We start from the raw sequence: 12372 nt of genomic DNA, 5'->3' as shown, positions 1-12372 counted from the left end.
ACTGCCGGAACGAAATCAACTCCGGCTATGGCATCCGAGGATGGGCACCACGCCGTCCGTGCCGGAAGGGAACTGTCGGATCCGCGCATGGGTTCGCGAGCCGGGATGCGATCTTTGGTCGATCGGTGCGAGCGCGGATCGTCCCCCGGCCGGCAAGGCCGTGCCAGGGGAACAGGAGGACGGCAAGCTGCCTATGTGCGGGAGGTAGTTCGATGTTTCACGTGAACCATGCCCGCACATCGTCGGGGCGCGGTGTCGACAAGGTGACGCACCGCGCCAGGGAGGCGTTCACTCCTACTCACGGTGCGGATCAGTTGGCTGGTCCGTCGTCGTCACCACCGAAACAAACAGACGTCCCGCAATCGAGACGACAGAGTGCGAGAGCGAGACGACCACCTCGTTCTCTCGCTCGAAGACCAGGTTCGCAAAGGTGGAGGTGTGATTCGACAGATCGCGGTGCAGTTCCGCCAGTGTGTCGTACGGGCCGAGTTCGAGGGTGTGGACCTCGTACGAATGATCCTCGCTCATTCGTCTGAGGGTACCGAGAGGAAAGCCATGGGCGTAGTGACCACTCGCCGCACGCGACGCAGCCGTGCGATGTTTCACGTGAATCGGCGAGGCAGCTTGTCGCTGCTCCCCTCCCCCACCGACATGGGGTCGAGTGCGGCCTCGCGTGGCGGCGGGTGGTGCTCGCACCGAACACACCAGTGAGCCACCGGGCATTGCGGTCCGGTGCCTTTCGTCCAATCTTCCGTCGGACCACTCGAGGCTCCTCCCCGCCGACCGACCATGTTCTCCCGCGTCGGGCCGAATGACACAGGAGGCTCGACCCGGTTAGGGTCGGCGCCGGCCCGGGTCCATACCCGCGACCGGACCCGACAGAGTGAGTCACTGTGGTCGCCCGCTACCGCTCTGTGCCCTGATGCCGTTCTGGGGGCGCTCGTGCCGGTGAGCAGAGGACCACCCGCGCGGGCCAGTTGGGCCTGTGGTCGTCGGTGGCGTTGTCGAGGAGCGCATGTTTCACGTGAATCAGTCGCGGTCCGGGTACACCGGCAATGCCACCGGCAGTGAGTCCAAGTTCGCGGCTTCCACTGGTACGGACGGCACCGGATGTGCCTCCCAGTTCCGGTTCGCCTCCTGCTGCGCGGCCGATGTCCCCCGAGAGTTGTCGTTGTTGCCGAAGCGGACTCAGTGTCAGCTCCCCCGGAACGCGCGGAACTTGCCGAGCGACAGCGCCTTGTCTCGTGTGCCGCCGGTGCTCGGGCGGCTCCATCCAACGGACCGCGATCGCTGTGCAGTCGTGGGTCCTCGCCAACACAGTCTGCCGTCTCGGATCGCAACGCCGGCCGGTCAGGGGAGCCCGAGTCTGGGCAGGTCTTGCGATGCTGCAACCGGGTGGCCATCAGGCAGAGAGTTGTCGGCGCGCCGAGCTCACTGTTGGAAGGTCACCGTCCGGGACACGGGACGGTCCCCAGAACCTTCCCCACCCTCACTCGGCACTGTTGGCGTTCGGAGTAAGTCGAGTCGGGTGATTGCGCAGTCGATTTCGGCGCTTCGGTTTGTGCTATCCCGAGTCGGCACGGGAAGATGTTTCACGTGGAACAGACCGAGTCCGAGGACATGCCCGAGGCCGCCGGAACCGTTTTCGGGGACCGGCTCGACATCGCCAGAAAGTACCGCGACTCCCTCGCGACCGACGGCGTGGAGCGGGGATTGATCGGTCCGCGCGAAGTTCCCCGGCTCTGGGATCGGCACCTCCTCAACTGCGCGGTGATCGGTGAGCTGATCGCCGAGGGTGAGTCAGTCGTCGACGTCGGGAGTGGGGCCGGTCTGCCCGGCATTCCGCTCGCGATTGCCCGCCCGGATCTCCGGATCACCCTCGTCGAGCCGTTGCTGCGCCGATCGGTCTACCTCGCCGAGTTCATCGAGTCGGTCGGACTCGACGTTCGGGTGGTGCGGGGCAGGGCGGAGCAACCCGGCGTCCTCAAAGAGGCTGGCGGTGCGGACGTGGTGACGTCGAGGGCTGTCGCGCCGCTGGAGAAGCTCGCCCGGTGGTCTATCCCGCTCGTGCACGAGCACGGGCGGATGCTCGCAATGAAGGGATCCAGCGCGGCGGAGGAGATTTCACGTGACCGCGCTTCCCTTACGCGGCTGGGAGCTGGCAAGCTAGAGATCGTCGAATGCGGTGTCGACATTCTTCCCACTCCGACGATTGTGGTTCGTGCGGAACGTGTTCCGCGGCGGTCCCATCGACGATGAGGATGGTCGAGCCGGTGGGTTCCGTCGTGGTGATCGAGTCAGTTCAGTGAAGGAGCAATACATGTCGGGTGGACCCGAAATCTCTGTTTCACGTGAAACGGAACACAGCCCCTCGAGATCCACCAACGACAACTCCACCAACAGGACCGAACCCCACTCCCCCAGTCCGTACGCGGGCATCTCCGTGGAGGAGACGCCGATCGGCGCGGCGGCCCAGCGCGCCAGCCAGGTGCTCCACCCCGCCAGCGTGACGTTGCCCAAGCCGGACCGCAGGCGGATGCTCACCATCGCGAACCAGAAGGGCGGCGTCGGGAAGACCACCACCGCGGTGAACCTGGCGTCGGCGCTGGCCGTCCAGGGGCTGACTGTGCTCGTCGTCGACCTGGACCCCCAGGGCAACGCCAGTACCGCGCTCGGAGTCCCCCACCACTCCGGGACCCCGTCGAGCTACGAGCTGCTCATCGGCGAGGCGACGGCCAACGAGGCGATCCAGCAGAGCCCACACAGCGAGCGACTGTTCTGCATCCCCGCGACGATCGACCTGGCCGGCGCGGAGATCGAGCTGGTGTCGATGGTGGCCCGCGAGAACCGGCTCAAGAACGCGCTGTCCGAGACTGCGTTGTCCGAGATCGACGCGGACTTCATACTCATCGACTGCCCTCCGTCGCTCGGTCTGCTGACCGTCAACGCGCTGGTCGCGGCCAACGAGGTTCTCATCCCCATCCAGTGCGAGTACTACGCGCTCGAGGGCGTCGGGCAGCTGCTCCGCAACATCGAACTGGTCAAGTCGCACCTCAACCCCGACCTCCACGTCTCGACCGTGCTGCTGACCATGTACGACGGCCGCACCAAGCTGGCGGACCAGGTCGCCGAGGAGGTGCGCAACCACTTCGGTGACGCCGTCCTCAAGGCCGTCATCCCCCGCAGCGTCAAGGTCTCCGAGGCGCCCGGCTACGGCATGACAGTCCTCGATTACGACCCGGGTTCACGCGGCGCCATGAGTTACCTCGACGCCGGCCGCGAACTCGCCGCCCGCACCGCATCGATCAACGCGCAGGAGAACTAGTGAGTCAGAGAAGCAAGGGCGGGCTCGGTCGCGGCCTGGCGGCGCTCATCCCCACCGGCCCCGATGCCGGCCCGCGGCTCGGCAGTGCCGCCGCCGACGTCATCATCGGCAACGCGACGGCCCCGGTCGTCACGAAGCCCACGGCGGTCGAGGACGCCCCGGTCGAGGCTGCGACCGACGGCAAGGCCGAGAGCAAGACGGTGAGCAAGGCCGAGAGCAAGACCAACGGCAAGGTCGTCGACTCCGCGCCGGCGACGACGGTCGAGCTGAAGGCCGCCGACACGGTCGACCTCTCCCCCGTCGGGGCGAGCTACCGGGAGATCCCGGCCGCACAGATCGAGCCGAATCCGAAGCAGCCGCGCTCGGTCTTCGACGAGGAGGCCCTCGCCGAGTTGGTGCACTCGATCCGTGAGTTCGGCTTGATGCAGCCGATCGTGGTCCGTCGGATCGCGGCGGACCGCTACCAGCTGGTGATGGGTGAGCGGCGTTGGCGGGCGAGCCAGGCCGCGGGACTCGAGAAGATCCCGGCCATCGTCCGCGAGACCAACGACGGCGCCATGCTCCGCGACGCCCTCCTCGAGAACATCCACCGGGTGCAGCTGAATCCGTTGGAAGAAGCGGCGGCTTACCAGCAGCTGCTCGAGGAGTTCAACGTCACGCACGACGAGCTCGCCACCCGGATCGGGCGGTCGCGTCCGGTCGTGACGAACATGATCCGGCTTCTGAAGCTCCCGATTCCGGTTCAGCGTCGGGTCGCAGCCGGGGTGCTGTCCGCCGGCCACGCCCGGGCACTGTTGTCGCTCGAGGCGGGTGCCGATGCGCAGGAGCTGCTCGCCGCGCGGATCGTCGCGGAGGGGCTGTCGGTTCGGGCGACCGAGGAGGCCGTCACCCTCGCGAACCGCGACGGTGCTGCGCTGCCCACTCCCCCGGCCAAGCGCAAGCCGATCCAGATGCCCGGGCTGCAGGACGTCGCGGATCGGCTCTCGGGGGCCTTCGACACCCGGGTGACCGTCAGCCTCGGCAAGCGCAAGGGCAAGATCGTCGTGGAATTCGGGTCGGTGGACGATCTGCAGCGCATCGTCGACATGATGGAGAACCACAGCCCCGAGTAGGCGTGAAATTCCAGGTCCAGGAACCCCCGGGAGATCCGTCACTGTGACAATATGGCCGGTCGATCGGGGGACCTGGATCGAGGATTGTGTGAAATCTACTGTCGTGCAACAGTTCTAGACATGAACCGGCCGACGCGGGCCGGGGCCGACCGTATCGCCTATCCTTGAGGGTGCAGAACGTGTCATGTGCGGGCGCTGGCCCGCACTGCGAGCTCTTGGAGGCGGAGTCTTCGGTGTCGATGCGCATCAACCCGCTCACCCTTGACGGTCTCGACCAACTTCCCCGCCACTCCCGTCGTTGCGTCTTCTGGGAAATGGACCCCTCCGCCCTTCGCCGCTCCCGGGAGTTCTCCGATCCGGAGTTCGAGAAGGAAGCATGGCTGTCGATGGTCATGCTCGAATGGGGGTCGTGCGGCCAGGTCGCCACCCTCAACGGCAAGCCCGCCGGCTGCGCCCTGTACTCGCCGCCCGGCGACGTGCCACGCGCCAAGCTCTTCCCCACCTCACCGGTAAGCCCGGACGCGGTCCTGCTGACCACGATGCGGCTCGAACCGGCCGCCCGGCTGGACGGAGTGGGCCCCAGCCTGATTCAGGCCGTTGTGAGCGATCTGGTGCGTCGTGGTGTGCGAGCCCTCGAGGCGTTCGGCATCGTCCGCGGTCCGGAGGACGAGGAGTCCGCGGGCAAGGCAGGTCACGAGTGCGGCCCTGCGGAGTGCATGATCGAGGCCGACTTCCTCGAGGACATGGGCTTCGAAGTCGTTGCCGCACATCGCCGTTATCCCAGACTTCGGCTCGAACTGGACCGCGACCACGGATGGAAGGCGGATGTGGAGGCGGCCCTCGAGCAGCTGCTGATCGCCGCCTCGTTGACAGTCGTCGACATCGAGCACAAGTCCACCGTCGGCGCCCACTGATCCGCCGTTCCGTGCGCTCCCCCACCGAGTGAACGGAAGCGTTCGATCCGATCAGACGAACGGCACGTTCACTCGGCGGACCCGCGCCGGACCGCGGGGCGGGAAGTCGGTCGGGTTGTAGGGATCGAGTCGGCAGTACGGAGGACTCGGAGGGGTCAGGCCGGGTCGGCCTTCGCGAGCTCCTCGGCGAGCAGTTCCTTGAACGTGTAGGTGCCGGTCGGCTGGTCGTCCTGGCCGAGCAGGTACAGCCGCTTCACCGCGATGAGGATGGCCTCGGCGATGATGTCGCGGTTGCGCGGATTGATCAGGGTCTTGACGTCGGAATCATTTGTGAGATAACCGATGTCGACCTGAACGGTCGGCATATTTGTCAGTCGCAACACATCCCAGGTCCGACCGTGCGTCCGGCAGTCCTGCAACGGTGCGCGCGCGACGATTTCGCGCTGGATGAAGCTCGAGAGCACCTGTCCGATGCGGGAGGTGGCGCCGTGCGAGTTGCCGAAGTGGAAACTCGCGACACCGTTGGCGTGCGGGCTCGAACTTGTGGCGCAACGCAGCGAGATCATCAGGTCCGCGTCGAAGGCGTTCGACCGCTCCGCGCGTTCCGCCGGCGACGGGTTCGCGTTCTGCGGGCGCGAGAGGAAGGTCTCCATGCCGGTCGCGGCCATCCGGCCCTCGAGACGGCTGGCGAGGTCCCACAGGATCTGTGCCTCGGAGATGGGTCCGTTCGGGGTCTGGAGCAGTGCACCCGTCGCGTCGCCACCGAGGTCCGGGTCGATCACGATGCGCTTGCCGCTGAGCTGCGGGCCGGACCTCCGGACCGACTCCTCCTCGGTGATCGCGTGCGGCGAGCCGCCGGTCACCCGGGTGCCGAGCAGGTCCAGCGACCGCAGGGTGGCGGGACCGCAGATGCCGTCCGAGGAGATGCCGATCTCGCGCTGGAAGGACGAGAGTCCCTCGTGCGTCTGCGGCCCGAAGTAGCCGTCCACCCGGCCGGGGTAGAAGCCGAGGTCCTGAAGGCGGGTCTGCAGGGTCGCCACGTCGTCGCCGTACAGGGGCGCCGACAGCTGGTAGGCGAGGGTGCGAGCGCCGAGGCGGTAGGAGGCCTCTTTGAGCGAGCGGTACGTCGCGGCCCCGACCACACCGTCGACGAGCAATCCGCGCTGCTGCTGGAAGGCGCGCACCGCGCTGTCGAGATGGTGGTCGAAGACCGCGTCGGGCGCGATCCACTGGGAGCCGTTCACCGGGTCGCGGCCGACGACGGCAGCACCGTTGTGCAGGAAACCCAGGGTCGACAGGGTGCCTCGAATCTCGGCTACGGCGGGACCGTGGTCGCCGTGACGGAGTCGATGCATGTCGTGCTGGCCTTTCCTTCGTCCTGACGACGCGGCGAAGCGCCCGCGTCGATCGATTGTCGCAGAAGCCCCCGAGATTCTGGCAATCTCGGGGGCCGCGACGTCGGTTACAGGATGTCGGAAAGGTCCTTGAGCAGGGCGGCCTTGCCCTTGGCGCCGACGATCTGCTTCACGGGCTTGCCGCCCTGGAACAGGATCATGGTCGGGATGGACATGACCTGGAAGTCACGCGCAGCCGACGGGTTGGCGTCGATGTCGAGCTTGGCGACGGTCAGCTTGTCGCTGTGCTCGCCGGCGATCTCCTCGAGGACCGGCGCCACCATCTTGCACGGCCCGCACCAGGTCGCCCAGAAGTCGACGAGCACGGGCTTCTCGGAGTCGAGGACGTCCTGCTTGAAGGAGTCGTCGGTGATGGTGATCGTGTTCGCCATGGGTTCTCCTCTGGTGACGGAACTACGGGGATGGTCGGGTGTCGGGCCTCGCGGTTACCCGGGCTCAGGCCTCGACGGAGACGGGCTCGCTCGCGGCGTCGACCGTGTTCGCGGTGATGTCACCGCGCTCGGCCAGCCAGCGCTCGGCGTCGATCGCGGCCGATGCACCGGTGCCTGCCGCGGTGATGGCCTGACGGTAGGTGTGGTCGACGAGGTCGCCGGCCGCGAAAACACCCTCCACCGAGGTATGGGTGGTCGGCGACTGTACGCGCACGTAGCCCTCGTCGTCGATGTCGACCTGGCCCTTGACCAGTTCGCTGCGCGGGTCGTGGCCGATCGCGACGAACAGACCGGTGACCGGCAGCGTCGACTGTTCGCCGGTGACCGTGTCTCGCAGCACCAGGCCGGTGACGCTGGTCTCGCCGAGCACCTCGATCGGCTCGGCGTTGGTCACGATGCGGATCTTCTCGTTGGCCTTGGCCCGCTCGAGCATGATTCGCGAGGCCCGGAACTCCTCACGGCGGTGCACGAGGGTTACGGAGCGAGCGAAGCGGGTGAGGAAGGTGGCCTCCTCCATCGCCGAGTCGCCGCCGCCGACGACGGCGATGTCCTGGTCCTTGAAGAAGAATCCGTCGCAGGTGGCGCAGGCGCTGACACCGCGGCCGAGCAGTGTCTCCTCGCCCGGAATGCCGAGGTAGCGAGCGGCGGCACCCATCGCGAGGACGACGGCGTGGGCGTAGTAGGTCTCGCCGTTGGCGACGACCTTCTTGACCTCGCCGGTCACGTCGATCTCGTCGACGTCGTCGGTCCGGATGTCGGCTCCGAAGCGCTTGGCCTGCTCACGCATCTCGTCCATCAGGTCGGGGCCCATGATGCCCTCGCGGAACCCGGGGAAGTTCTCCACCTCGGTGGTGGTCATCAGGGCACCGCCGAACTGGGTGCCCTCGAACAGCAGCGGCTGGAGTTCCGCGCGGCCGGCGTAGACACCGGCGGTGTACCCGGCGGGTCCGGAGCCGACGATAATCAGGTCGCGAACCGAGGTCGGAGTAGTCATGCGGGCCTTCCAGGTGAGTGAACGTTGTCTGGCTCAACACCAGACTAAGGGGTGATGTTCCCGGCCTTCGAGGCCGAGGCGGCGAGTGTCACATAGGGCTCGATCAGCCCGGCAGCCCCGGCCTGCACCGCTGCGACCTCCGCGCCCGCCTCGATCTGCCGGGTCGCGGCGTGTACGACCGCGTTGATAAGTTCGCCCGTCCCGACCGGATCGCTCGCACCGAGCTCGGTGAGGGCAGCGGTGAGGGGTGCGATCAACTGGCGGTGCATCGCCGCGCTGGTCTCGTCGATGCGTTCGCGCGGCGCGATGGAGGAGATCGCCGACGCGATCGCATGCTCGCCCTCGGCGACCAGGTCGAGGTTCGCCCGGACGTAGGCCAGTACCCGGCGATCGGGTGCGCCCGCGGCGATCATCTCCCGCTCCACCCGTTCCGACCAGCGCGGAAACGAGTCCTCGATGAGCGCGTCGAGGAGGTGCTGACGCGACTTGAAGTACTGGTACATGCTCGATCGGGCCAGCCCTGCCTTGGCCGCGACCTCTGCGAACCCCGGGATGTCGGGCGTGCCCTCGGCGAGGAGTACCCGGGCGGCGTCGAGGAGCGCGCGCTGCTGGGCTGCCCGGTGTTCGATCACGGTGGGTGCGCTGATCCGCGGCAACGCTCCCCCTCCGGATGCTGGCGGTCCGGGCGCTGCGCTCGGACCGCGGTCGGGTGACCCCGTCACGGGGTCGCCTCGGTCGAGCACATCGTAGTCAAGGGGGACCGGCGCGGTGGCAATCCGTGCCTTCTCCGGATCCGGACTGCTAGTGAACCGGAACGCTCGGCAGCGGCAGGTGCGTGATCGCCTCGCGGACCACGCACCGCGTCCCGCTGTAGATGGTCGGCATGCACTTGTTGCAGTGGATGCAGTGGCCCTCGACGGCCTGTTCGTCCCGAAACCTGTTGACGAGATCCGGTTCCCGGAGGATTGCGCGTGCCATCGCGACGAACTCGAACCCCTCGTCGAGCGCGTTCTCGATGGTGTCGACCCGATTGATGCCGCCGAGCAGGATCAACGGCATCGACAGGATCTGACGGAACTGCCGAGCGAAGGGGAGGAAGAAGGCCTCCTCGAATGGGTACGTGGGGAACAGATGCGGCCCGTACACCCTGAGGCCGAGCCCGACCAGTTTCGGTTGGGACGCAACGAATTCCGCCATCGGAACCTCGCCGCGGAAGAAGTACATCCCGTTGAGCAGCGAGCTGCCGCCGGTCAACTGCAGGGCGTCGAGATGACCGTCGGACTCGAGCAGCTTCGCGATCTGCAGGCTCTCGTCGAGCCACAGCCCCTTCGGCACGCCGTCGGACATGTTGAGTTTGGCCGTCACCGCGACCTTGTCGCCGACGACGGCGCGGACCCGCTCGATCACCTCGCGGGGGAAGCGAGCCCGGGCTGCGAGGCTGCCGCCGTAGCCGTCACGTCGCTTGTTCAGGTTCGGGCTGAGGAAGGAGCTGAGCAGGTAGTTGTGGCCGACGTGCACCTCGATCGCGTCGAACCCGGCCTCGACCGCGACCCGCGCCGATCGCTCGAAGTCCGCGGTGACCTCGGCCAGCTGCTCGGTGGAGGCTCCGCGAACCAAACCCATTGCAGGAGCGCTGATCCTGGTCGACGGTGCCAGGGTTGCGCGCTTGTTGGACAGGGTGTTCGCGACCAGTCCGGCGTGACCGATCTGGGCGGCGGCCAGGGCGCCCTCGGCATGCACGGCCTCGGTCAGTCGGGTCAGGCCGGGCAGGCTGGCCTCGTTCAGCACCAGGGTGTCGCGGTGCACGCGGCCGCCCTCGGACACCGCGCAGTAGGCGACGGTGGTCAGTGCCGCGCCGCCCGCGGCCACCGCCCGGTGGAACTCGATCAGCTCGTCGGACACGGTGCCGCGCGGCATGACGCCCTCGAACGTGGCGGCCTTGACGATGCGGTTTCGCAGTGTCAGCGGTCCGAGCCGGGCGGGCTCGAAGATCCGCGGGCGGTCGGTCGGGGCGGGTACAGCGGTCGTCATCTGGATCCTTGCGCTCGGCCGGAATTACGGTGCCACCGGACTCGTAATTGGGAGGGTATAGCCCCAGCCGCCGTCATGGAAGAGAATTCGGGCAATGAATGCCACCGGATCGGGACGACCCCGCGACCCCCGCATCGACGCCGACGTACTCGCGGCCACCCGCGCCCTGCTGGTGGAGGTCGGCTTCGACCAGCTCAGTGTCCGTGCGGTGGCGAGTCGAGCGGGCGTGAGTCGCGCTGCCATTGCCCGGCGTTGGGAGTCGAAGGCGCAGCTCGTCCTCGACGCCGTGCTGGGGGTGACCCCCGACCTCACCCCGTTCGAGGGCGCGGACCGCGCCGGCTGGATTCACTGGGTGGTGACCGGGAGCTCGGCGCTGTTCCGGCAGCCGGAGGTCCGCGAGGCGGTTCCCGGACTCCTCGCGACGCTGCGTGAGCACGACCAGCTGCGCGGCGCGCTGTGGCGGAACTTCGCGGGCCCGGCCGCCGCGCTGTTCCCGGGATCGGCGGTGCCGGAGGCCGGCGACCCCGACACCGCGCGGGCGCTGCTGGTACTCGGCGCGGGCGCGGCGCTGTTCCTCTCGCTGATCGCGCCGGAGGAGGACACCCCGCAGATGCGCGCGAAGGTACTCGAGATCCTGCTGCCGGTGGCTGCCGTATCGGACTGACCGGCCGAGCCGCGCTCAGCCGATGTCGGCCCGGGCAAGGGTCGCGGGATCGCTTGCAGTGCAGCCTGTTCCGACCACCAGTGCGGTGATCTGCGGTGGGCGTGGGCCCGCGAACAGCATCAGGATTCCGGCCGCGCCGCGCAGTCGGACGGGTCCGGAGCCGAGCAGCGGCCGCGTCGGGTCGATCCCGTTCGCGAGCAGGCAGTCCTCTCTCGACCGCCGGTTGTCCAGCGGTCCCAGGGCCGAGTGGCCGAGCACGCTCAGGGCGACCGTCGGCTGCAGCGCGTCGCCGAGCTCGACACCGGCCCCGTCGGGGGGTGCGCTCGACGGCTGTGCAAGCAGGGGTGCGGCGGGCTCCGGCGAGCCGGTCCTCAGGTGGGCGATGCCGACGCCTGCCCCCGCGAGCACGACGAGGGCGGCGGCGGCCGCGGCCGCCAGGCGGACCGGATTGCGCCTGCGACGAGCGGACAGGGCGACTGCGGGAGGCGGAGCCTCGGCGACCGCCGACTCGATCCGCGCGAGGACATCGGGTGGGATCGGCGGTGCGGGTGTATCGAGAGTTCGCAGCGCACCCAGTTCCGCACGGACCGCGTCGAGTGCGGCGAGAGTGCGTTGCGCGTCCGGGTCGCTCTCCGTGGCCGCCCGGAGGCGTTCGGCGAACTCGGGGGGCAGCGCGTCCGCGTGAAGGTCGGCGAGTAGTTCCGGGTCGAATGGGGGGTACAGAGTGTCCTCTCCCGGGGCGACCATTGACACCTCCCTGCCAGGTGGAGCTACTGGATGGACCGTACTCGGTGCGGGGCCGGCCGCTGTGCGTCGGTTGCGATCCCCGTCACGAGAATTAGACCCCGCCGGGCGTGATTTGGTTCCGCTCGTTCTGCATATATTTGAGCCGCTGCGCGAGTTTGCCTCGGGCGCGGGCACATCGGCTCTTCACCGTGCCCTCGGGAACACCGAGCAGGGCCGCGGCCTCCGCCACGGAGTAGCCCTCCAGGTCTACCGCCACGACGGCCGCGCGTTGCTCGGGTGGCAGCGTGAACAAGGCATCCTGGATCGCCATCGACGTCTCGCGGTCGGCCATCTCGTCGCGCGCCCCGGCCGGCTCGTACTTCTCGTCGTCCGACAGCGGCACCGTCGGTCGGGCGCGGTTGCGCCGGATCCGGTCCAGGCATGCGTTCACGACGATCTTGTGCAGCCAACTGCGCACCGCCGCGTCCGCCCGGAAGCTCGCGGCGGTTCGGTGGGCGGAGAGCAGGGCCTCCTGCAACGCGTCTGCGGCGTCCTCCGTCGTGTAACTGGTCCGCTTCGCCGTCAGCCACAGGTGGTCGTGGTGCCTGCTCAGTAACTCTGCAAAGGCGCGTGCGTCCCCCGACGCGTGCGCCGCCAGCAACTGGGCATCAGTCATGCCCTCGCCGGCGATCCCCCTGTTGATTCGCACGCGCGGATGCTAACCGACCGGGAGGTCTGCGGCTACTCCCTCGACGCTGAG

Annotated in this window: 13 protein-coding genes; 5 read left to right on the top strand and 8 right to left on the bottom strand. The window is 68.2% G+C overall.

From position 1 onward, the window contains the following. Positions 1–294: 294 nt before the first annotated feature. Positions 295–528: a hypothetical protein gene (locus tag FK531_RS00885; RefSeq protein ID WP_142094775.1), complete on the bottom strand. Its 234-nt coding sequence runs from the start codon at positions 526–528 to the stop codon at positions 295–297. 1059 nt (positions 529–1587) lie between these two features. On the opposite strand from FK531_RS00885, the gene rsmG reads away from it, so the two are divergent. The 4 genes from rsmG (at position 1588) to FK531_RS00865 (ending at position 5351) form a co-directional block, all read left to right on the top strand. Further along, complete coding sequence (gene rsmG / locus FK531_RS00880; RefSeq protein ID WP_142094774.1) at positions 1588–2259, top strand: 16S rRNA (guanine(527)-N(7))-methyltransferase RsmG; 672 nt, start codon at positions 1588–1590, stop codon at positions 2257–2259. Positions 2260–2320: 61 nt separating this feature from the next. Further along, positions 2321–3325, top strand: coding sequence for a ParA family protein (locus FK531_RS00875; protein WP_142094773.1), 1005 nt, complete (start codon positions 2321–2323; stop codon positions 3323–3325). Beyond that, entirely contained in the window at positions 3325–4437 is a 1113-nt protein-coding gene (locus tag FK531_RS00870; protein WP_142094772.1) for a ParB/RepB/Spo0J family partition protein, read from the top strand. Before FK531_RS00875 ends, FK531_RS00870 begins: the two co-directional genes overlap by 1 nt. A gap of 233 nt (positions 4438–4670) precedes the next feature. Continuing rightward, positions 4671–5351: a GNAT family N-acetyltransferase gene (locus FK531_RS00865; RefSeq protein WP_181762766.1), complete on the top strand. Its 681-nt coding sequence runs from the start codon at positions 4671–4673 to the stop codon at positions 5349–5351. Positions 5352–5506: 155 nt separating this feature from the next. On the opposite strand, the gene FK531_RS00860 is transcribed toward FK531_RS00865, so the two are convergent. The 5 genes from FK531_RS00860 to FK531_RS00840 all read right to left on the bottom strand — a co-directional run bounded on the left by FK531_RS00860 (position 5507) and on the right by FK531_RS00840 (position 10222). Further along, positions 5507–6706 (bottom strand): N-acetylmuramoyl-L-alanine amidase, encoded by a 1200-nt coding sequence (locus FK531_RS00860; protein WP_142094771.1) that lies wholly within the window; start codon positions 6704–6706, stop codon positions 5507–5509. A 107-nt stretch (positions 6707–6813) separates the two neighbouring features. Beyond that, a complete protein-coding gene (trxA, locus tag FK531_RS00855) occupies positions 6814–7137 on the bottom strand; it encodes a thioredoxin (protein ID WP_142094770.1) in 324 nt (107 codons plus the stop codon). Positions 7138–7201: 64 nt separating this feature from the next. Continuing rightward, positions 7202–8191 carry a thioredoxin-disulfide reductase gene (trxB, locus tag FK531_RS00850; protein WP_142094769.1) on the bottom strand — a complete coding sequence of 330 codons (990 nt, stop codon included), beginning with the start codon at positions 8189–8191 and terminating at the stop codon, positions 7202–7204. Positions 8192–8235: 44 nt separating this feature from the next. After that, on the bottom strand, positions 8236–8847 hold the full coding sequence (locus FK531_RS00845) for a TetR/AcrR family transcriptional regulator (RefSeq protein WP_142095293.1): 612 nt from the start codon (positions 8845–8847) through the stop codon (positions 8236–8238). 145 nt (positions 8848–8992) lie between these two features. Then, positions 8993–10222: an oxidoreductase gene (locus FK531_RS00840; RefSeq protein WP_142094768.1), complete on the bottom strand. Its 1230-nt coding sequence runs from the start codon at positions 10220–10222 to the stop codon at positions 8993–8995. A 94-nt stretch (positions 10223–10316) separates the two neighbouring features. On the opposite strand from FK531_RS00840, the gene FK531_RS00835 reads away from it, so the two are divergent. Further along, positions 10317–10886 (top strand): TetR/AcrR family transcriptional regulator, encoded by a 570-nt coding sequence (locus FK531_RS00835; RefSeq protein ID WP_142094767.1) that lies wholly within the window; start codon positions 10317–10319, stop codon positions 10884–10886. Positions 10887–10901: 15 nt separating this feature from the next. Here FK531_RS00835 and FK531_RS00830 read toward each other — a convergent pair whose 3' ends face one another. Continuing rightward, positions 10902–11633: an RsmA family anti-sigma factor gene (locus tag FK531_RS00830; RefSeq protein WP_142094766.1), complete on the bottom strand. Its 732-nt coding sequence runs from the start codon at positions 11631–11633 to the stop codon at positions 10902–10904. Between the two features lie 91 nt (positions 11634–11724). Then, positions 11725–12321 carry an RNA polymerase sigma factor SigM gene (gene sigM / locus FK531_RS00825; protein ID WP_142094765.1) on the bottom strand — a complete coding sequence of 199 codons (597 nt, stop codon included), beginning with the start codon at positions 12319–12321 and terminating at the stop codon, positions 11725–11727. Positions 12322–12372: the final 51 nt, after the last annotated feature.

It is taken from the genome of Rhodococcus spelaei (assembly GCF_006704125.1).
Lineage (GTDB): Bacteria > Actinomycetota > Actinomycetes > Mycobacteriales > Mycobacteriaceae > Rhodococcus_G > Rhodococcus_G spelaei.
This window is presented reverse-complemented; position numbering and strand designations above follow the sequence as displayed.